Origin of the sequence: Thioalkalivibrio sp. ALE11 (assembly GCF_000381205.1) — a bacterium.
In the GTDB taxonomy this organism is placed as follows: domain Bacteria; phylum Pseudomonadota; class Gammaproteobacteria; order Ectothiorhodospirales; family Ectothiorhodospiraceae; genus Thioalkalivibrio.
Map to the genome: position 1 here is coordinate 314,235 of NZ_KB906166.1, position 20,762 is coordinate 334,996.

The 20,762-nt window shown below is 67.1% G+C and carries 19 protein-coding genes; 13 read left to right on the top strand and 6 right to left on the bottom strand.

Going from position 1 to position 20,762, the window contains the following annotated elements:
• The first annotated feature begins 31 nt into the window (after positions 1–31).
• The 9 genes from F620_RS0105540 to F620_RS0105580 all read left to right on the top strand — a co-directional run bounded on the left by F620_RS0105540 (position 32) and on the right by F620_RS0105580 (position 6,618).
• Complete coding sequence (locus F620_RS0105540; protein ID WP_019569772.1) at positions 32–439, top strand: nucleotidyltransferase domain-containing protein; 408 nt, start codon at positions 32–34, stop codon at positions 437–439.
• On the top strand, positions 439–858 hold the full coding sequence (locus F620_RS0105545; RefSeq protein ID WP_018870143.1) for a DUF86 domain-containing protein: 420 nt from the start codon (positions 439–441) through the stop codon (positions 856–858). The genes F620_RS0105540 and F620_RS0105545 overlap by 1 nt, the downstream gene beginning before the upstream one ends.
• 370 nt (positions 859–1,228) lie before the next feature.
• Positions 1,229–2,677: a Fe-S cluster assembly protein SufB gene (gene sufB / locus F620_RS0105550; RefSeq protein WP_018870142.1), complete on the top strand. Its 1,449-nt coding sequence runs from the start codon at positions 1,229–1,231 to the stop codon at positions 2,675–2,677.
• Positions 2,678–2,741: 64 nt separating this feature from the next.
• Positions 2,742–3,164, top strand: coding sequence for a SufE family protein (locus F620_RS0105555; protein ID WP_019021925.1), 423 nt, complete (start codon positions 2,742–2,744; stop codon positions 3,162–3,164).
• Positions 3,165–3,214: 50 nt separating this feature from the next.
• The gene (sufC, locus tag F620_RS0105560; protein WP_018870140.1) at positions 3,215–3,964 is read left to right on the top strand and encodes a Fe-S cluster assembly ATPase SufC; all 750 of its coding nucleotides are present in this window, start codon (positions 3,215–3,217) and stop codon (positions 3,962–3,964) included.
• Positions 3,961–5,301, top strand: a complete 1,341-nt coding sequence (sufD, locus tag F620_RS0105565) for a Fe-S cluster assembly protein SufD (RefSeq protein ID WP_019569773.1) — start codon at positions 3,961–3,963, stop codon at positions 5,299–5,301. The genes sufC and sufD overlap by 4 nt, the downstream gene beginning before the upstream one ends.
• Positions 5,302–5,329: 28 nt before the next feature.
• Entirely contained in the window at positions 5,330–5,875 is a 546-nt protein-coding gene (gene sufT, locus F620_RS0105570; protein ID WP_018870138.1) for a putative Fe-S cluster assembly protein SufT, read from the top strand.
• Positions 5,875–6,195 carry a non-heme iron oxygenase ferredoxin subunit gene (locus tag F620_RS0105575; protein WP_018870137.1) on the top strand — a complete coding sequence of 107 codons (321 nt, stop codon included), beginning with the start codon at positions 5,875–5,877 and terminating at the stop codon, positions 6,193–6,195. Before sufT ends, F620_RS0105575 begins: the two co-directional genes overlap by 1 nt.
• 27 nt (positions 6,196–6,222) lie before the next feature.
• Positions 6,223–6,618, top strand: coding sequence for an iron-sulfur cluster assembly accessory protein (locus F620_RS0105580; RefSeq protein WP_018870136.1), 396 nt, complete (start codon positions 6,223–6,225; stop codon positions 6,616–6,618).
• A gap of 8 nt (positions 6,619–6,626) precedes the next feature.
• Here F620_RS0105580 and F620_RS0105585 read toward each other — a convergent pair whose 3' ends face one another.
• Positions 6,627–9,845, bottom strand: a complete 3,219-nt coding sequence (locus F620_RS0105585) for an error-prone DNA polymerase (RefSeq protein WP_019569774.1) — start codon at positions 9,843–9,845, stop codon at positions 6,627–6,629.
• A gap of 101 nt (positions 9,846–9,946) precedes the next feature.
• A complete protein-coding gene (gloA, locus tag F620_RS0105590) occupies positions 9,947–10,447 on the bottom strand; it encodes a lactoylglutathione lyase (protein WP_019021930.1) in 501 nt (166 codons plus the stop codon).
• A 152-nt stretch (positions 10,448–10,599) separates the two neighbouring features.
• Between gloA and F620_RS0105595 the strand changes: the two genes are divergently transcribed.
• Complete coding sequence (locus tag F620_RS0105595; protein ID WP_019021931.1) at positions 10,600–11,226, top strand: hypothetical protein; 627 nt, start codon at positions 10,600–10,602, stop codon at positions 11,224–11,226.
• Positions 11,227–11,241: 15 nt separating this feature from the next.
• On the opposite strand, the gene aat is transcribed toward F620_RS0105595, so the two are convergent.
• The 3 genes from aat to trxB form a co-directional block, all read right to left on the bottom strand.
• Complete coding sequence (gene aat, locus F620_RS0105600) at positions 11,242–11,991, bottom strand: leucyl/phenylalanyl-tRNA--protein transferase (protein WP_019569775.1); 750 nt, start codon at positions 11,989–11,991, stop codon at positions 11,242–11,244.
• Positions 11,992–12,201: 210 nt separating this feature from the next.
• Positions 12,202–13,488, bottom strand: coding sequence for a GNAT family N-acetyltransferase (locus F620_RS0105605; protein ID WP_019569776.1), 1,287 nt, complete (start codon positions 13,486–13,488; stop codon positions 12,202–12,204).
• 13 nt (positions 13,489–13,501) lie between these two features.
• Entirely contained in the window at positions 13,502–14,545 is a 1,044-nt protein-coding gene (trxB, locus tag F620_RS0105610) for a thioredoxin-disulfide reductase (RefSeq protein WP_019569777.1), read from the bottom strand.
• A gap of 349 nt (positions 14,546–14,894) precedes the next feature.
• Between trxB and F620_RS0105615 the strand changes: the two genes are divergently transcribed.
• Together F620_RS0105615 and F620_RS0105620 are read left to right on the top strand one after the other, a co-directional pair.
• The gene (locus F620_RS0105615; protein ID WP_019569778.1) at positions 14,895–17,795 is read left to right on the top strand and encodes a ribonucleoside-diphosphate reductase subunit alpha; all 2,901 of its coding nucleotides are present in this window, start codon (positions 14,895–14,897) and stop codon (positions 17,793–17,795) included.
• Positions 17,796–17,851: 56 nt separating this feature from the next.
• Positions 17,852–19,090 carry a ribonucleotide-diphosphate reductase subunit beta gene (locus F620_RS0105620; protein WP_019569779.1) on the top strand — a complete coding sequence of 413 codons (1,239 nt, stop codon included), beginning with the start codon at positions 17,852–17,854 and terminating at the stop codon, positions 19,088–19,090.
• 96 nt (positions 19,091–19,186) lie between these two features.
• On the opposite strand, the gene F620_RS0105625 is transcribed toward F620_RS0105620, so the two are convergent.
• On the bottom strand, positions 19,187–20,506 hold the full coding sequence (locus F620_RS0105625) for an integron integrase (RefSeq protein WP_038030598.1): 1,320 nt from the start codon (positions 20,504–20,506) through the stop codon (positions 19,187–19,189).
• Between the two features lie 97 nt (positions 20,507–20,603).
• On the opposite strand from F620_RS0105625, the gene F620_RS0105630 reads away from it, so the two are divergent.
• A partial coding sequence (locus tag F620_RS0105630; protein WP_196802036.1) for a helix-turn-helix domain-containing protein occupies positions 20,604–20,762 on the top strand: 159 nt, incomplete at its 3' end.

The window sequence follows — 20,762 nt, forward strand, 5'->3', positions numbered from 1 at the left end:
ACGCTCCTGCGTGGAGCCGGATACTCGAGGCATGATTCTCGAGATGAGCGACAGTCCGCTGGCGACACTCCTGCGCACCCGACTTGCGGAGCAGGACGCGGTGATGGCGGCCTATCTGTTTGGCAGCCATGCGCGAGGAGAGGCCTGTCCCGACAGCGACATCGACCTCGCGGTCCTCACGCCGGAGCCGATGTCCCGCTCGCTGCTCGATCCACTGGCGCGCCTGGAAATGGATCTGTCGGACACGCTGGGCCGCCGGGTCGATCTGGTCGACCTGCATTCCGCTCCGCCGGATCTCGTGCACCGGATCCTGCGCGACGGCCATCTGCTGCTGGACCGCGACCCGGACCGCCGCGCCGCGTTCGAGGTGGCGGCGCGCAACGCCTATTTCGACGTCCTCCCCTATCTGCAGGAATACCGCCGCGGAGCACGGGCCTGATGGATCGGGCGCTGGTCGAGAAGAAGCTGGCGTTCATCCGCACGTGTGTACGCGAGCTGGAGGAGCTGGCGGACCCGACGCGCCTGGACACCGACGTGCGCGAACGGCGGTTCGTGGAACATACCCTGCAGCTGGCGATCCAGGCGGCCCTGGATGTGGCGTCCCACTGGGTTTCGGCGCGCAGGCTCGGAGAGCCCGAAAGCAACCGCGATCTGTTTCTGCGGTTACAGGGCGAAGGGATGGTCTCCGCCAAACTGGCCGAAACTCTGGCGGCGATGGCGGGGTTCCGCAATATTCTGGTCCATGGTTACCAGAACGTGGATCCCGCCCGGGTCCGGGAGATCCTGGAGCATCACCTGCCGGACCTCCAAGAGTTCGTCGACGCGGTGTTCGCCGCCCTGGAAGAACCCCCGCGCTAGCCGAAGTCGCGGGAGCGGGTGACCTGCCCGGTCGGATCATCGGCGCTCGCCCGGCATGCGTCCGACCCGCATGCCGCGGTGTGCCGTCAGGTCGGCGACCCAGCCTCTCTCCCCCCAGGTACTTCCCCCTTCCGCCCTACAAGCACATGACTTCCGGCGGGGCTTGTATCAATGCTCGGTGTAATCCTTATTGAATTACTCAGGAATTCTCTTATCGTCGGAACCGAAGACAGAGGGCGGAGGCGACCGCCTGATTCAGGCGACGACGGGATGTAACGCAAATCCCGGTCGGCGTCTCGGGAGCCGCGGGCTGCAACCGGATCCTGCTCTGCCCTCGCGTGAGTTCAACCGCACAACCGAGGCAAGGCTTATGTCGACCCAGCCGAAGGACATCGAGCAACTCGTCAAGGGCGAGTACAAGTGGGGCTTCTCCACCGATATCGAGCAGGACATCCTGCCCCCGGGATTGAACGAAGACGTCATTCGGGCGATCTCGCGCAAGAAGCAGGAACCCGAGTTCATGCTCGAATGGCGGCTTGCGGCCTACCGCGACTGGCTCCAGATGCGCGAACCGACCTGGGCGCATGTGCATTATCCGAAGATCGATTTCCAGGCGATTTCCTATTTCGCGGCGCCGAAGTCGAAGGACGATGCACCGCAGAGTCTGGACGAGGTCGACCCCAAGCTGCTGGAAACCTACGAGAAGCTTGGCATCCCGCTGGACGAACGGGCGCGCCTGGCCGGCGTTGCGGTGGATGCGGTGTTCGACAGCGTGTCGGTGACCACCACGTTCAAGGAAAAACTGGCGGATGCCGGCGTGATCTTCTGTTCCTTCTCCGAGGCGCTGCAGGAATACCCGGAACTGGTCGAGCGTTACCTCGGCTCCGTGGTGCCGCGCAATGACAACTATTTCGCCGCCCTGAACTCGGCGGTGTTCTCCGACGGCTCGTTCGTATACGTGCCGAAGGGCGTGCGCTGCCCGATGGAGCTGTCGACCTATTTCCGCATCAATGCGATGGACACGGGCCAGTTCGAGCGCACCCTCATCATCGCCGAGGAGGGTTCGCACGTGAGCTACCTCGAGGGCTGCACGGCGCCCCAGCGTGACGAGAACCAGCTGCACGCCGCAGTGGTCGAGCTGGTCGCCGAGGCGGATGCGGAGATCAAGTACTCCACCGTGCAGAACTGGTTCCCGGGCGACGAAGAAGGCAAGGGCGGCATCTACAACTTCGTCACCAAGCGCGGCGAGTGCCGCGGTGACAACAGCAAGATCGCCTGGACGCAGGTCGAGGCGGGGTCCGCCATCACCTGGAAGTATCCGAGCTGCGTGCTCAAGGGCGACAACTCGGTCGGCGAGTTCTACTCGGTGGCCGTGGGCAACAATTTCCAGCAGATCGACAGCGGCACGAAGATGATCCACGTGGGGCGCAATACCCGCAGCACGATCATTTCCAAGGGCATTTCCGCCGGCCGCGCCAACAACGCCTACCGCGGCCTGGTCCGCATGACCCCCGGGGCCGAGAACGCCCGCAACTACACCCAGTGCGACTCCTTGCTGCTCGGGGAGACCTGCGGCGCTCACACCTATCCGTACATCGAGGCCAAAAACCCGAGCTCGAACATCGAACACGAGGCGACGACCTCCACGGTCAGCGACGATCAGATCTTCTACCTCAAGCAGCGCGGTCTGTCCGAGGAGGATGCCGTCAACATGATCGTGAACGGTTTCTGCAAGGAGGTCTTCGGCGAGCTGCCCATGGAATTCGCCACCGAGGCCGAGGCCCTGCTGAGCGTTTCTCTGGAAGGGGCGGTCGGCTAGCCGCTCTCCCGGCAGCTGGTTTGCACAAGGGTCCGACACAAGCGTCCGACAAGAGGGGTCCGATATGGACAAGCAAGAACTGTTAAGCGCATTCGAGATGATGCCGGACTGGGATGACCGCTTCCGCATGATCGAGGATCTGGGACGCCAGATGCCGACCCTGCCGGAGGAGGCGCTCACGGAGGAGAACCGCGTCAAGGACTGCAACACGCAGGCGTGGCTGATCGCCCATCTGGACGACCAGGAGCCCCCGCGGCTGGTGCTGGAGGCGGACGCGGAGACCTCCATGGTGCGGGGCCTGATGGCCCTGATGCTGCTGCCGTTCCGGGACAAGACGCCGGAGGAAGTCCTGAACACCGACCCGTATGAACTGCTGGGCGAGGTCGGCATGGACGAAGCCCTCAGCCCGACCCGGCGCGCCGGCATGGAGGCGCTCATGCTCCGGGTCAAGGAGCTGGCCCTCGAGCATGCCCGGACGAATGCCTAGGGCGCGCCACAACCGACATTGAATTTCCAGGTACCCGGAGGACAACGCACATGCTGAAGATCAACGACCTGCATGCATCGATTGACGACAAGGAGATCCTCAGGGGGATCGACCTCGAGGTAAAACCGGGCGAGGTCCACGCCATCATGGGACCCAACGGCTCCGGCAAGAGCACCCTGTGCCAGGTGCTGGGCGGCCGCGACGGTTATGAAGCCACGTCGGGGTCGGTCACCTATCAGGATCAGGACCTGCTGGCGATGGAACCCGAGATCCGCGCCCGCGAAGGGATGCTGCTGGGCTTTCAGTACCCGGTGGAGATCCCCGGCGTCAAGAACATCTATCTGCTCAAGGAAGCCTACAACGCCCAGCGCAAGCACCGCGGCGAACCCGAGGCGGACACCTTCCAGTTCCTGACCCTGGTGCGGGAAAAGATGCAGATGATGCAGATGGACGAAAGCTTCCTGCATCGCGCGATCAATTCCGGATTCTCCGGGGGCGAGAAGAAACGCAACGAGATCCTCCAGATGCTGGTGCTGGAGCCGCACCTGGCCCTGCTGGACGAGACCGACTCCGGGCTGGACATCGACGCCCTGAAGATCGTGGCGGAAGGGGTGAACCACCTGCGTTCGGCGGACCGGGCGATCGTGCTGGTGACCCATTACCAGCGCCTGCTGAGCCACATCGAGCCGGACTACGTCCATGTGCTGTCCGGCGGCCGGATCATCAAGTCCGGTGACAAGACGCTGGCCCAGGAGCTCGAGCGCGAAGGCTACCAGGGGATCATCAAGGAGGCCGCATGAGCGCGAACGCACTGGATACCCATTACATCGGGCAGCTCGAGCAGCTGCAGGGAACGTTGAGTGCGGATCTGCCGCCGTGGCTCGCGCAACGACGGCGGGCGGCGGCCGAGCGGTTCGCGGAGTCCGGCTTCCCCGACCCGCGTGCCGAGGAATGGAAATACACCAACGTTCGCCCGATCGCCAACAAGCCGTTCTCGGTTGCCAGCGAATGCGGGCTGCTTGACGCCGCGACACTCGAGGAGCATGCCTTCGGCGAGCTCGAGCCCTGGCGCCTGGTGTTCGAGAACGGGTTCCTGCGCGACGACCTGTCGCGACTCGACGGACTGGCTCCGGGGGTCCGCATCGACGGCCTGAATACGGCGATCCGGGAGGGGGCGACCATCCCGGAGCAGTGCCTGGACGGGCTTGCCCATGACCAGTACTCGTCGTTTGCGACGCTGAATACCGCGTTCCTGACCGACGGGGCCGTGATCCACCTGGAGCCCGGTGTGGTGCTGGAGCGCCCGATCCATCTGGTGTTCTACGGAACTTCGTACAGTGAGAATGTCTGGTGCCACCCCCGGGTTCTCGTCGTGGGCGAGTCCGGTTGTGAGGCCACCATCATCGAGCACTACGTGGACGGAGAAGGGGCGCGCAGTTTCACCAATACGGTTACCGAGATCGAGGCCCATGCCGGGGCTCACCTGCACCACTATCTGGTGCAGGAGCATGCGGATACCGCCTATCACGTCGGCAATGTCTTCGTCCGCCAGCGGCGCGACAGTGTGGTGACCTCGCACAACGTGAATCTGGGCGGGCGCCTGGTGCGGCACGACCTGAACGTGGACCTGGTGGAGCCCGGCGCCGAGACCCATCTCAACGGCCTGTTCCTGGTCGGTGACCGGCAGCATGTGGATACCCACACGCGGGTCCACCACTCGGTCCCGCATACCACCAGCCGCGAGCAGTACCGGGGTATCGCGCAGGGCCGGGGCCGCGGGGTATTCAAGGGGCGTGTACTGATCCGTGAAGGGGCCCAGAAGACCGCCGCGGAGCAGCACAGCGCCAATCTCCTGCTGTCGCCCAACGCGGAGATCGACGCCAAGCCGGAGCTGGAGATCTACGCGGACGACGTGAAGGCGGCGCACGGCGCCACCGTCGGCCAGCTGGATGCCGATGCGCTGTATTACCTCGCCAGTCGTGGCATCGGGCCGGAGATCGCCCGGGGCATGCTGGTCTACGCCTTTGCCGAAGAAGTGCTGGAGCCGATGAAACTGGATCCGGTCCGGGCGGTGGTGGAGAACCGGCTCGCGCAGCGTCTCCCGGAGGCCGTGCCCGCCACTCTTGCACAAGCGTGATGACACCCGAACATTCGGAGGAATGACGATGGCGTCTCAGGAAATCGTGAAACTGGAGCGGGACACGCTGGCGGTTGCGGTGCCATCGGGCCAGAAGGTGATGATCGGAGAAGGCAGCCAGGTGGCCCTGATGCAGGCGCTCGGCGGCTCCTTCACCGTGACCGCGCAGGGGCGGATGTTCCGCATCAGTGGTGAAGACGCGGATGCACTGGGCAAAACGCCGCCACCGCCGCCGCAACTGCCCGAAAATGCCTCGGACGAAGATGTCGAGCAGCTGGTGTGGGAGCAGATGAGGACCTGCTACGACCCGGAGATCCCCATCAACATCGTGGAACTGGGGCTGATCTACTCCTGCACGGTGGAGAAAGAGGAAGACGGCTCGCGCTCCGTGTGGGTCGAGATGACGCTGACCGCACCCGGCTGCGGGATGGGGGACACGCTGGCCAACGATGTATGGCAGCGGATCATGGAGGTTCCCACCGTCGAGCAGGCGGGGGTCGAGATGGTGTTTGATCCACCGTGGGATGCCTCGCGGATGAGCGAGGCCGCGCGTCTCGAAACGGGGATGTTCTGATGGAAGACTGGGCCGATGTAGCCGCCGTGGACGACATCCCCCCGGGCGAGCGCCGGGTGGTGGAGGTCGACGACGTCCCGATCGCGGTCTTCAACCTGGAGGGGACCTTCTACGCCATCGAGGACCTGTGTTCGCACGAGGAATATCCGATCGCCGAGGGTGAGTTGCGTGATGACCGACTGGTTTGTCCGCACCACGGTGCCGAGTTCTGTCTGCGCGACGGCAGTGCACTCACCGCCCCGGCGGTGGAGCCACTTACCTGTTTCCCGGTGCGCGTCCGCGACGGGCGCGTCGAGGTCCGTGACGACCGCTGGGATTGACCCGTTTCACGCCAGAGAGGTGTAGCCATGAATTCGAACATCGCCGACGCGACTGCCGAGACCGCCCGCATTCCGGAGAGCGACCGGATTCGCGCGACCGACGATGCAGTCCGGCACATCCTCGCGCAGATGGAGAGTGACCCCGAGGCCGTCGGATTTCGCGTTGAAGTGAAACGCACCGGGTGCTCCGGGTGGATGTATTCGGTGGACCTGGTCCGCGAGCCGCGACCCGATGATCTGGTGTTCCGCGTGGATGAACGCCTCGACGTCCATGTCGATCCGAAGAGCTTCGAATTCATCCGCGGAACGGAGATCGATTTCCAGGCGGAGGGGCTGACCCGGCAAATCGTCTTCCACAACCCGAACGTCACCGCCGAATGCGGCTGTGGCGAGAGTTTCTCCGTGGATACCGCCGCTTCCTGATCTGGCCGTTAGCCGAAGTCGCGGGAGCGGGTGACCAGGTCGCCCAGCCAGGTGCTGCGGTCGGTGAGGCGGCGGGCGACCAGGTGGCCGACGCCGTCGGCCCACTGCCATTCGCCATCGATCTCCAGCAGCTGGCCGCGCAGGACCTCGGCGCGGAATCGTTCCACGCGGTCGGGCCAGACGATCACGTTCAGCGTGCCGTGTTCGTCCTCCAGGGTCAGGAATACCGTGCCGTTGGCCGAGCCCGGGCGCTGGCGGGTGATCACCAGACCCGCATAGCGCGCCGGGCCGGGGCGCCGGCGCGCGGAAAGCGTCGCGGAATCCGGCAGGCGCCGGCGTTCGAGCTGCGGGCGCAGCAGGGCCAGCGGGTGCGGCCCCAGCGTGAGGCCGGTGGTGGCGTAGTCCTGGACCAGGTCGTCCACCGCGTCGGGCACCGGCAGCAGGGGCGTGCGGGCGTCGTCCCCGGCCTGCCCCGGCTCGCGTGGCTCGTGCGGGGCGTCGGCGGGCTCGGCGTGTTGCGGCAGGCCGTCGAACAGCGGCAGCGGGGCCTCCACCGCATCGGCGGCCCAGCGCGCCTGATGGCGGTTGCCGGCCAGCCCGGCCAGGGCCCCGGCGCGCGCCAGCCGGCCGGCCTCGGCCCGGCTCAGCCGGGCGCGTGCGACCAGCTCGGGCACGTCGCTGAACGGGCCCTCGGCGCGGGCCGCGTGGATGCGTTCGGCGACCTCCCGACGCAGGCCCTGGACGCGGTTGAAGCCCAGGCGCAGGGCCAGCGGGGCATCCGGCACGTCCGGCGCGTCCGGCGTATCCGGTGAGTCGCCGGCGGCCTCCAGGCTGCATTCCGGCTGGCTGTGGTTCACGTCCACCGGGCGCACCTCCACGCCGTGACGGCGGGCATCGGCCACGATCTGCGCCGGGCCGTAGAAGCCCATCGGCTGGCTGTTGAGCAGCGCGCAGGCGAAGATCGCCGGCTCGAAGCACTTCAGCCAGGCCGAGACCCAGGTGATCAGCGCGAAGCTGGCGGAGTGCGATTCGGGGAAGCCGTATTCGCCGAAGCCGAGGATCTGGCGATACAGCCGCTCGGCGAACTCGGCGGAATAGCCGCGCTCGCGCATCCCCTCCAGCAGCCGCTCGCGCCAGCGCCCGAGATCCCCGCGGCGGCGCCAGGCGCCGATGGAGCGGCGCAGCCCGTCGGCCTCGCCGGCGGAGAACCCGGCCGCCACCATCGCCAGCTCGATCACCTGTTCCTGAAAGATGGGCACGCCCAGGGTGCGCCCCAGCACCCGTTCGATCTCCGCGTTGGGGAAGCGCACCCGCTCGGGGTGTGCCCGGCGCTTGAGATAGGGATGCACCATCTCGCCCTGGATCGGGCCGGGACGCACGATGGCGATCTCGATCACCAGGTCGTAGAAGTTCTTCGGCTTCAGCCGCGGCAGCATGCTCATCTGTGCGCGCGACTCGATCTGGAACACCCCCAGGCTGTCGGCCTTCTGCAGCATCGCGTAGACCGCCGGGTCCTCGGCCGGGATGTCGGCCAGGCCCCAGTCGCGGCCGCGGTGCCGGTGCATCAGCTCCAGCGCGCGGCGCACGCAGGAGAGCATCCCCAGCGACAGCACGTCGATCTTCAGCAGGCCGGCGGCGTCGAGGTCGTCCTTGTCCCACTGGATCACGCTGCGTTCGGGCATCGCCGCGTTCTCGATCGGCACCAGCTCGTCGAGCCGCCCGGCGGCGATCACGAAGCCGCCGGTGTGCTGCGACAGATGGCGCGGGAACCCGACCAGCTCGGCGGTCAGGGCCTGCCACTGGCGGGCCAGGGCGCCGTCGGGTTCCAGGCCGACCTCGCGCAGGCGCTCGGCCGGGATGCCCTCGTCCCACCAGGCCAGATTGGCGGTCAGGGCATCCAGTCGCGCGCGCGAGAGCCCCAGCGCCCGGCCCACGTCGCGCAGGGCGCTGCGGCGGCGGTAGCGGATCACGGTGCAGGCCAGCGCCGCGCGGTCGCGGCCGTAGCGCCGGTAGATGTACTGGATCACCTCCTCGCGGCGCTCGTGCTCGAAGTCGACGTCGATATCCGGCGGCTCGCCGCGCTCGGCGGAGATGAAGCGCTCGAACAGCATGCTGGAGCGCGACGGATCCACCGCGGTGATGCCCAGCGCGTAGCACACCGCCGAGTTGGCCGCCGAACCCCGGCCCTGGCACAGGATCCCGCGGCTGCGGGCGAAGCGCACGATGTCGTACACGGTGAGGAAGTAGGGTTCGTAGCCCAGCTCGGCGATGATGCCCAGCTCGCGCTCGATCTGCGCCTGCACCGCCTCCGGGATACCGTCGGGCCAGCGCTTGCGGGCCCCGCGCAGGCTCTCCTCGCGCAGGTACTCGGTGGCGGTGCGCCCGGGCGGCAGCGGGTCGGTGGGGTAGTGGTATTCGAGTTCGTCCAGGGAGAAGCGGCAGTCGTCGGCGATGGCGACCGCATGATGCAGCCAGGCGGCCGGATACAGCGTGGCCAGGTCCGCGCGCGGGCGCAGGCCGCGTTCGCCGTTGGGGAACAGGCGGTCGGCCGCCTGCGCCACGGTACAGCGGTGGCGCAGTGCGGTCAGCACGTCCTGCAGTGCGCGCCGTCCGCGCGCATGCATGTGCACGTCGCCGCAGGCCGTCACCGGCAGGTCGTGTGCCTGCGCGAGCTGCCGTGCCCGGGCGATCTGCGCCGGATCCCCGGGCGTGCGCAGCAGCGCGACCGCCAGATGCCCCTGCCCGGGCGGGGCCCATGCCCGCAGCCAGGCCGCTGCGTCGTCGGGATCGGCCGTGTCGGATTCCGGCCACAGATGCAGCAGCACGTGCCAGCCGGCGCGCTCGGCTTCCGGGACCGCCTCCAGATCCGCCCGGGTCAGGTGATGCTCGCCCTTGTCCGCGGCCCGGCGGGCGGTGCTGATCACCCGGCACAGCGCGGCGTAGCCCGTGCGCTCGCGCACCAGCACGGTCAGCTCGGGGCCGTCGGCCAGCCGCAGGCGGGCGCCGGCGATCAGGTGTACGCCGGTGCGCTGCGCCGCCTCGTGCGCGCGCACCAGGCCCGCCAGCGAGGCGATGTCGGTCAGTGCCAGCGCGCGATAGCCCAGCGCCGCCGCGCGCTCCACCAGCTCCTCCGGGTGCGAGGCCCCGCGCAGGAACGAGAAGTTGCTCAGCGCCGTCAGCTCGGCAAAGGCCGGGGCGGTGTCGGCTGTGGGTTCGCGTTCGTCCATATACTGTATATTTGTACAGTATTACGGGCGAAGCAAGCCGCCCCCCCGGATTCCGGGGGACGGCGAGGGCTGTCAGGGGGCTTCGGAAATGGGGCGGGGGATCAGCGCCCCAGGCCGGTGAGGCGCGCGGGCTCCAGGATCTCGATCCAGTAGCCGTCGAGGTCCTTCACGAAGGCGATGTCCTTCAGTCCGCCCTCGTCCGGGCGCTTCACGAACTCCACGTTATTCTGGTCGAACCAGCGCACCGCGGCGTCCAGGTCGGGCACCGAGAAGCAGATGTGGCCGAAGCCCTGCGGTTCGGCGTTGCCGTCGTGGTAGTGGAAGTCCGGATCCTTCTCGGTGCCGTAGTTGTAGGTCAGCTCGAGGATGCCGCGCTGGCTGAACATCCAGCGGGTGCGTTCGCCCTCGTCCTGCGGCGGGGCGGGTTCGTCGTCGTCCTGACGCGCGAGGAAATACAGCGTGAACTCGAATTCCGGGAAGTCCAGGGTCTTCACCAGCTCCATGCCGAACACGCGGCGGTAGAAATCCAGCGACGCGTCGGGGTCCTTCACGCGCAGCATGGTGTGGTTGAAGCGGAAGCCTGCGGTGGGGTTGTCGCTCATGTGCGGATCCTTTGTTCGGCCGAATGGGATGGGTCGGGAGAATGGAACATGCCCCCGGCGTCTCCCGCAACTGCCCGGCCGGTGCGTGCTGTCCTATACTGCGCGGATCGCAAGGGAAGAACACGGAGATCGGGGTGAACTCACGACTGGCAATGCGGGCCCTGGCCCTGCTGGCCCTGGTGCTGACGGCCAGCGGCTGCGCGATGCTCTCGCCCTCGCCGCCGCAGGATCAGAGCAACATCTGCGAGATCTTCCGCGAGGAACCGCGCTGGTACGACTACGCCCTGGACTCCCAGGAGCAATGGGGCACGCCCATCGCCACGCAGATGGCGATCATCCAGCAGGAGTCCTCGTTCCGCAGCCACGTGCGCCCGCCGCGCGAGCGCCTGCTGGGGATCATCCCGTGGCGCCGGCCGTCCTCGGCCTATGGCTATGCCCAGGCCCAGGACCCCGTCTGGGGCGAATACCGCGAGGACGCCGGCAGCCGCTTCGCCCGGCGCACGCACATGAAGCACGCGACCGACTTCATCGGCTGGTACAACGAGCGCACCCGGCGCATGACCGGGGTTTCCCTGCATAACCCGGAGCACCTGTATCTCGCCTACCACGAGGGGCAGGGCGGCTATAACCGCGGCAGCTATCGCGGCAAGCCCGGGGTGCAGCGCGCCGCGCGTCAGGTGCGTGACCGCGCCAGTCGCTATGCGAGCCAGCTGGAGAGCTGCGAGTCCGAGTTCCGCTGCCGGCGGTTCTGGCAGGTGGGGCCGTTTTGTCGCCAGTGACGGTCTGCCCGGGGTCTACCACTCCGGGTCCAGCGGATGCAGGTCCGGGTCGAGCGTCCAGGGGCCCGGCGGCGGCACGGTCCGGTCGGCGACCAGGGGGCGGATCCGGCGCAGGAACGTGTCGCGCGGGAGTTCGATCGCGCCCAGGTTCACCAGGTGTTCGGTGGCCATCTGGGTGTCGATCAGCGGCCAGTCCCGGGCCACCATGTGGCGGCACAGCCAGGCGAGGGCGATCTTCGAGGCGTCGCGCTCGAGGCTGAACATGGACTCGCCGCAGAACAGCCGGCCCGCGGCCACCCCGTAGAGCCCGCCGATCAGCCGCGGGCCGTCCCACACCTCCACCGAATGCGCATGGCCCACGCGATGCAGCGCGGTATAGGCCTCCTGCATGCTCTGGGTGATCCAGGTGCCGGCGGAGCGGGCGCGCGGGCCGGCACAGCCGGCGATCACGCGCTCGAAGGCGCGGTCGAAGGTGACGGTGTAGCCGGCGTTGCGCAGGGTCTTGCGCAGCGAGCGGCGGATGCGGAAGGCGCCGGGTTCCAGCACCGCCCGCGGGTCGGGGCTCCACCACAGGATCGGCTGGCCGGCCTCGAACCAGGGGAAGATCCCGCTGCGGTAGGCGTTGATCAGGCGCGGGACCGAGAGATCGCCGCCGGCGGCGAGCAGACCGTTGGGCTCGTCCAGCGCGGTCTCCGCCGGCGGGAACGGCGCCTCCGGGTGATCCGGGTCCAGCCAGGGGAGGGTGATGGGGCTGCGGGGGCTCATGCGGTGTCTGGTCGGTCGGTGCCGGATCGGCCAGCGCCGGATCGGCCAGAGGGCTGGCCTCCTACCGGGGTAGGTCGGGCGGTGCCGGATCGGCCAGAGGGCTGGCCTCCTACGGCGGTGGGAGGCCGGCCCTCCGGCCGATTGTGCGTTCGGGCAATCTCTTGCGCCGGATCGGCCAGGGGCTGGCCTCCTACGGGATTAATCGCGGGGTTAATCGGGGGCATGGCCGGATTCTCCCTGGCGGTAGGGCGAATGCTCGTGCAGGCGCTCGCAGTGGCTGCGCATCAGGTCCGCCTCGCGTTCGCAGAAATCGCGCACCGGCCCGTCGAAGCCCGGGGTCAGGATCGCGTGGATCGACCAGGTGGGCGTGGGCAGGAAGCCGCGCGGGATCTTGTGCTCGCCCTGGGCGCCGGGCTCGAAGCGCGTGAGGCCCTCGCGGATGCAGAACTCGATGCCCTGGTAGTAGCAGGTCTCGAAGTGCAGGGCGTCCAGGTCCTCGGTGGCGCCCCAGAAGCGCCCGTACAGGGTGTCGTGGCTGCGGTAGCACAGCGCGGCGGCGATGGTCTCGCCGTCGCCATCCGCGCCATCGCCATTCTCCGGGCGGCGGGCCTCGAACAGCACCACCTGATCGCCCAGTGCGGCGGCCGTCTCCACGAAGAACGCCTCGGTGAGCGTGGGGATGCCCATGTGCTTCTCGAAGGTGTCGACGTAGAAGCGATGGAAGCGTGCCCAGTCCTCCGGCGAGCCGGTGGCCCCGGTGACGGTGCGGAAGGTGATCCCGGCTTCCGCCACGCGCCGGCGTTCGCGCTTGATGTTCTTGCGCTTTTTCGACGACAGCGCGGCGAGAAAGGCATCGAAATCGGCATAGCCGCCGTCCGCCGCGTTGGTCCAGTGGTACTGGCAGCCCATGCGCTCGGGCAGCCCCAGCGGGGCCAGCGCTTCGCGGTCGGCGGACTCGGGGAACAGCACGTGGACCCCGGAGGCCTCCAGTTCGCGCCCGCGCGAGACCAGCGCGCGCAGCAGCTGACGGCGCAGGCGGTCCGGGTCGGGGGCCTCGGGGTGTACCAGCAGACGGGGACCGGTGGCCGGGGTGTAGGGCACCGCGACCACCAGCTTGGGGTAATACTGCAGGCCCTGGCGCTGCCAGGCCCCTTCCCAGGCGAAGTCGAAGACGAACTCGCCGTAGTTGTTGGTCTTGGCGTAGGCGGGGGCGGCGGCCACCAGCGCGTCGTCGTGGAAGATCAGCACGTGCTGGGGGAACCAGCCATAGGCCCGTCCCAGGCACTCGTGGCGTTCCAGCCCCTCGAGGAAGGCATGGCGCAGAAACGGCTCGCGCCCGCCGGTGAGGGCATCCCACGCGGCGGGATCGAGTTCGCCCAGCCCGTCGCGCAGCTCGATGCGCTCGTCCACCCCGGCGGGCGGGCCGTCTTCACCGGTCGCCGCACGGGCTTCCGCGCCCGGGGTCCCGGGATCGTCGGACGAGTGCTCCTCGCTCACCGCCGTGTCCGCGTCACAGCTGCTCGTCGAGGTATTTCTCCGCGTCCAGCGCGGCCATGCAGCCGGTGCCCGCGGAGGTCACGGCCTGGCGGTAGATGTGGTCCATCACGTCGCCCGCGGCGAACACGCCCGGCACACTGGTGGCGGTGGCGTTGCCGTCCTGGCCGCCCTTCACCTTGATATAGCCGTTCTCCATGTCCAGCTGGCCCTGGAAGATGTCGGTGTTGGGCTTGTGGCCGATGGCGATGAACACGCCCATCACGTCGATATCCTTGGTCTCGCCGCTTTGCGCGTGCTTCAGGCGCGCGCCGGTCACGCCGGTCTGGTCGCCCAGGATCTCGTCGAGGTTGTGGTTCCACTCGATGTTCACGTTGCCGTTCTTTTCCTTCTCGAACAGCTTGTCCTGCAGGATCTTCTCCGCGCGCAGCGAATCGCGCCGGTGGACCAGGGTCACCTCGGAGGCGATGTTGGACAGGTACAGCGCTTCTTCCACGGCGGTGTTGCCGCCGCCGATCACCGCCACCTTCTGGTTGCGGTAGAAGAAGCCGTCGCAGGTCGCGCAGGCGGACACGCCCTTGCCGGCGAAGGTGGTCTCCGACTCCAGCCCCAGGTACTGCGCCGAGGCGCCGGTGGAGATGATCAGCGCATCCGCGGTGTAGGTGGCCTGGTCCCCGGTCAGGCGGAACGGACGCTGGTTCAGGTCCACGGTATGCACGTGATCGTTGATCACCGTGGTGTCGAAACGCTCGGCGTGGCGCTTCATGCGCTCCATCAGCTCGGGGCCCTGGACGCCCTGGTCGTCGCCCGGCCAGTTGTCCACGTCGGTGGTGGTCATCAGCTGGCCGCCCTGTTCCAGACCGGTGACGACGACCGGGTTGAGGTTGGCGCGGGCGGCGTACACTGCGGCGGTCCAGCCGGCCGGGCCGGAGCCCAGGATCAGCAGCGGGCAATGGCGCTCGTTCCCGCCGGACTTGCTGGCGGCTTCGTCGCTCTCGGAGGAAACCTGCACCGCCCCGGTGGCGGCCATGATGCCTGCGGGCTGCTTCTCGTCACTCATCTTGCTCGCTCCATGAAATCGGTCGTATGGGCGGGATTATTGGGGCGCGGGGCAGGCTTGTCCAACACCCGTTGCGATAAGCGAATTTCATGAACCCGTTCCGCCCCGATCGTGACCCCGGGCCATCACTACATGGGGCCGCCGGTGGACAACCGCGGCCCTCGCGCCAGCCGCGGCAGGACGCCGAATCCCCGAATCTGTCCACAGGTTGTTCCCCGCTTGTTATTTTGCCGAATACTATATGTAGTGGCTGGCAAGAGCTCGATCCCCGATCTATAGTATTCCACGTCATCGCCGGGCGATGACCCCAGATTTTTCCAGATGACCGTTTCGCGCGAGGCCTGCCCCCATGTACAGCGACACCCAGACTGCCGAATCCGCACAGGACACGACCTATCCGCCGCAGTCCGAGCCCTCGGCGGAAGTGATGGCCACCAGCCCCGGCCAGCATCAGGTGATCCGCCGCAACGGCAAGGTCACCAGCTTTGACCCGGCCAAGATCGAGGTCGCCATCACCAAGGCCTTTCTCGCGGTGGAAGGCGGCAACGCCGCGGCCAGCCGGCGCATCCACGACATCGTCAAGGAGCTGTCCGCGCAGGTGAGCGACAACCTGTTCCGCCGCGCCGGCACCCAGGGCACCACCGTCCATATCGAGGACATCCAGGACCAGGTGGAACTGGCCCTGATGCGCGGCGGCCATCACAAGGTGGCCCGTGCCTACGTGCTCTACCGCGAGCAGCAGGCGCAGAAGCGCGCCGCCGAGGCCGCCGAGCAGGGCCCGGCCGAGGAGGCCGAGGCGCCGGTGGTCCACGTGACCCGCGCCGACGGCACCCGCGCCCCGCTGGACGAGCAGCGTCTCAAGGCGGTGGTCGACGAGGCCTGCGACGGCATCGACCAGGTGGAAGGCGAGCGCATCCTCAAGGAAGCGCGCCGCAACCTGTTCGACGGCGTGCACGAAAAGGACGTGGGCACCGCGCTGGTGATGGCCGCGCGCGTGATGATCGAACAGGAGCCCAACTACTCCGAGGTTACCGCCCGCCTGCTGCTGGACAACCTGCGGCGCGAGGCCCTGAGCTTTGTCTCCGGCCGCCGCGAGGAGGCCACCCAGGCGCAGCTCGCCGAGCGCTATCCGGAGTACTTCGGCGCCTACATCCGCCGCGCCGCCGAGCTCGAGCTGGTGGACGACGAGCTGACCCGCTACGACCTCGACAAGCTGGGTGCCGCGCTCAAGCCCGAGCGCGACCTGCAGTTCACCTATCTCGGCTTGCAGACCCTGTACGACCGCTACTTCATCCACAGCGACGAGGTGCGTTTCGAACTGCCGCAGGCGTTCTTCATGCGCGTGGCCATGGGCCTGGCGATCAACGAGATCGATCGCGAAGCGCGCGCCATCGAGTTCTACGAGCTGCTGTCCAGCTTCGACTTCATGAGCTCCACGCCGACGCTGTTCAACTCCGGCACCCTGCGCCCGCAGCTCTCCAGCTGCTACCTGACCAGCGTCCCGGATGACCTCGACGGCATCTACAGCGCGATCCGCGACAACGCGCTGCTGTCCAAGTTTGCCGGCGGTCTGGGCAACGACTGGACCCGCGTGCGCGGCATGGGCGCCCACATCAAGGGCACCAACGGCAAGTCGCAGGGCGTGGTCCCGTTCCTCAAGGTGGCCAACGACACCGCCGTGGCCGTGAACCAGGGCGGCAAGCGCAAGGGCGCGGTGTGCGCCTACCTCGAGACCTGGCACATCGATGTCGAGGAGTTCATCGAGCTGCGCAAGAACACCGGTGACGACCGCCGCCGCACCCACGACATGAACAGCGCCAACTGGATCCCGGACCTGTTCATGAAGCGCGTGGCCGAAGAGGGCCAGTGGACCCTGTTCTCGCCCAACGAGACCCCCGACCTGCACGACCTGGTGGGCGAGGAGTTCGAGAAGCGCTACTGCGAGTACGAAGAGAAGGCCGCGCGCGGCGAGATCAAGGTGTACAAGACCCTCAACGCGGTCGACCTGTGGCGCAAGATGCTCGGCATGCTGTTCGAGACCGGCCATCCGTGGATGACCTTCAAGGACCCGTGCAACCTGCGCAGCCCGCAGCAGCACGCCGGCGTGGTCCACAGCTCCAACCTGTGCACCGAGATCACCCTGAACACCTCGGACGACGAGATCGCGGTGTGCAACCTGGGCTCGGTCAACCTGGCCGCGCACGTGGACGAGAACGGCGAGTTCGATCACGCCAAGCTCGAGAAGACCGTGAACACGGCCATGCGCATGCTCGACAACGTGATCGACTACAACTACTACTCCGTGCCCCAGGCGCGGCGCTCCAACCTGCGCCATCGCCCGGTGGGCCTGGGCGTGATGGGCTTCCAGGACGCCCTGTACAAGCAGCGCATCCCGTACGCCTCGGAAGAGGCCGTGGAGTTCGCCGACACGTCCATGGAGGCCATCTCCTGGTACTCCATCAAGGCCTCCACCGACCTGGCCGAGGAACGCGGCCGCTACGAGAGCTTCCCCGGCAGCCTGTGGAGCCAGGGCATCCTGCCGATCGATTCGATCGACAAGCTGGCCGAGTCGCGCGGCGACTACCTGCAGATGGACCGCACCCAGCGCATGGACTGGGACAGCCTGCGCGAGCGCGTGAAGACCACGGGCATGCGCAACTCCAACACCATGGCCATCGCGCCCACCGCGACCATCTCCAACATCTGCGGGGTCAGCCAGTCGATCGAGCCGACCTACCAGAACCTGTTCGTCAAATCGAACCTGTCGGGCGAGTTCACCGTCATCAACCCCTACCTGGTCCACGACCTGAAGGACCGCGGCCTGTGGGACGAGGTGATGGTCAACGACCTCAAGTACTACGACGGCTCGGTGCAGCCGCTGGACCGCGTGCCCGAAGACCTCAAGGCGCTGTACGCCACCGCCTTCGAGCTGGACACCCGCTGGCTGGTCGAGGCCGCCTCGCGCCGGCAGAAGTGGATCGACCAGGCGCAGAGCCTCAACCTCTACATGGCCGAGCCCTCCGGGCCCAAGCTGGACGCCCTGTACAAGCTGGCCTGGGTGCGCGGTCTCAAGACCACCTACTACCTGCGCTCCATGGGTGCGACCCACGTGGAGAAGAGCACCGTCGCCGACTCCTCGCGCGCCAACAAGCTCAACGCCGTGAGCGGCGGCCCCGGTGACAGCGCCGCGGGCTCCGATGCCCCGGCCGCCTGCTCCGTACTCGACCCCGACTGCGAGGCCTGCCAGTAAGGCAGGCCCCCCACTTTCACCGAACACGTAACACCGAATCGACAAGGAGAACGCACATGCTGTCCTGGGACGATCCGATCGCCGCCATCAAGGGCGAAAACCAGCAGGAACCCAAGGTCCGTCCGGGCATGGGCTTCCAGGAAAACGAAGACCTGATGACCACCGCCGGCGCCGCCCCCAGCGTCTCGCCCGAGCCCGAGAACGCCGGCGGCCCCGCGCCCGACTACGATGAAGAAGCCCTGACCGGCACCGGCCTCGAGGACATCGAGCGCGGCGCCGAGCGCATCCGCGTGGACGACAAGAAGATCATCAACTGCAACGCCGACCTCAACCAGCTGGTGCCCTTCAAGTACCAGTGGGCGTGGCAGAAGTACCTGGACGGCTGCGCCAACCACTGGATGCCGCAAGAAATCAACATGAACGCGGACATCGCCCTGTGGAAGGACCCGAATGGATTAACTGAGGACGAGCGCACCATCGTCAAGCGCAACCTCGGCTTCTTCTCCACCGCCGACTCGCTGGTGGCCAACAACCTGGTGCTGGCCGTGTACCGCCACATCACCAACCCCGAGTGCCGCCAGTACCTGCTGCGCCAGGCCTTTGAGGAGGCGCTGCACACCCACGCCTACCAGTACTGCGTGGAAAGCCTGGGCCTGGATGAAGGCGAGATCTTCAACATGTACCGCGAGGTCCCCTCGGTGGCCACCAAGGCGGAGTGGGCCCTGCCGTTCACCAAGCACCTGGCCGACCCCAACTTCCGCACCGGCACGCCCGACGCGGACCAGAAGCTGCTGCGCGAACTGATCGCCTTCTACGTGATCTTCGAGGGCATCTTCTTCTACGTGGGCTTCGTGCAGATCCTCTCCATGGGCCGGCGCAACAAGATGACCGGCGTCGCCGAGCAGTTCCAGTACATCCTGCGCGACGAATCCATGCACATGAACTTCGGCATCGACGTGATCAACCAGATCAAGGTCGAGAACCCGCACCTGTGGACCGAAGACTTCAAGAACGAGATGCGCAACATGATCGCCGAGGCGGTGGAACTGGAAGCCCAGTACGCGCGCGACACCATGCCCCGCGGCGTGCTCGGCATGAACGCTCCCATGTTCGAGGAGTACCTGCATTTCATCGCCAACCGCCGCTGCGCCCAGATCGGCCTGGCCGAGCTGTACCCCGGCGCCGACAACCCGTTCCCCTGGATGAGCGAAGTGCTCGACCTGAAGAAGGAGAAGAACTTCTTCGAGACCCGGGTAACGGAATACCAGACCGGGGGCGCGCTGAGCTGGGACTGACCCGGCGAGGCCGCGACCCAACGAAGCGGAGCCAGGGAAATGGCCACGCAGCAACAGAAAAGGGCGCCGAAAGACGGCGCCCTTTTTTGTGGAGGCTTACGCCAGGTCCAGCGGACTGCGTACCGCCAGACCGCCCCGGTTCAGCACGTGCGTGTAAATCTGGGTCGTAGCCACATCGCTGTGGCCCAGCAATTCCTGCACCGTGCGGATGTCGTAACCGCCCTCAAGCAGATGTGTGGCAAAACTGTGGCGCAAGGTGTGGCAGCTCGCCTTCTTTGCGATACCCGCCCGCCGGGCCGCGGACGTCACCGCCTTTTGCACAGCCGTCTCGTGCAGGTGATGCCGACGCGTTGCACCGCTTCGCGGGTCCACGGAAAGCCGCCCGCTCGGAAACACGAACTGCCAGCGCCATTCCCGCGCCGCGACCGGGTACTTGCGGCCCAGGGCATCCGGAAGCAGGGCCTCCCCGAAACCGGCATCCAGGTCTCGTTGATGCAGTGCCCGGGCCTCCTCGAGATGCCTCGAAAGCGGATCGACCAGCGATTGCGGCAACGGGACGATACGATCCTTGTCGCCCTTGCCTCGCCGCACCACGATCAGCCCCTGATCGAACTCCACATCCTGGACGCGCAGACGAAGCGCCTCCATCAGCCGCATGCCCGAACCGTAGAGCAGGGAGGCGATGAGCCAGTGCATGCCGTCGACTTCCGCCAGCAGACGGTTGACCTCGTCGCGCGAAAGAACCACCGGCAACCGTTTTGGCCGACGAGACCGCCTGAACGCTCCCAGATCACCCAGGGGTTTCTCCAGCACCTTCTCGTAAAGGAACACCAGCGCATTGAGCGCCTGGTTCTGGGTGCTGGCCGCGACATTCCGTTCCACTACCAAATGTTCCAGAAACGCAGCCACTTCCGCACCGCCAAGCTCATCCGGGGACCGCTCCTCGAAATGCCAAAGAAAGCGACAGCCCCAGCCGAGATAGGCCTTCTCCGTGCGGAACGCCATACCCCGTGTACGAATGGCCGAGGCCAGCCGTGCAAAGAGATCAAGATGCTTGCGGATGAGCGGCGTAAAGCGCGTCTCGCCAACTCGTTGTGCGTAATCTTCCGGCGAAACCGGCGCAAACTCCCGTGCCGTCGTGGCATGTTGCGCCTCCAGCGTGCGCGCCGAATCCGGCCAGAAGTCCCAGTCCGGCGGTGTCGTCCATTCTGGCTTCACGATGCTATACAGAATCCGTATAGCATCGACGGTCTGTCGGAACTGCCAGCCCTGCACCGACGCTTTCTGCCCCTCGCTGGTCAGATACTGAGCGATGTCCTCCGCCCCGAGTTCCGCCAGGCGACGACCGGGATACGCCGCGATAAACCGTTCCGCCCGGACTACGTACCAGCGTACCGCCTTTGGCTTAACTGTCAGGTCTCGTCTGATTGCATACCGCGAGAGAAGGCACCCCTGTTTCATGCCCGGGAGTGGATGAGTATTGTGCCCGATGAGCGAACGGGAGGCTGACCGCATGGCGAGTACGATCCATTCCAACGCCCGCACCACACCCCGGATCCGGCAGGAACTGCAGGAGGCGCCGGCCGGCGTCAGCGACCCGGAACTGGCCCGGCGCTACGGCATCAGTCGCATGACGGTGCGCAAGTGGCGCCGCCGGCGCACCGAGGTGGAA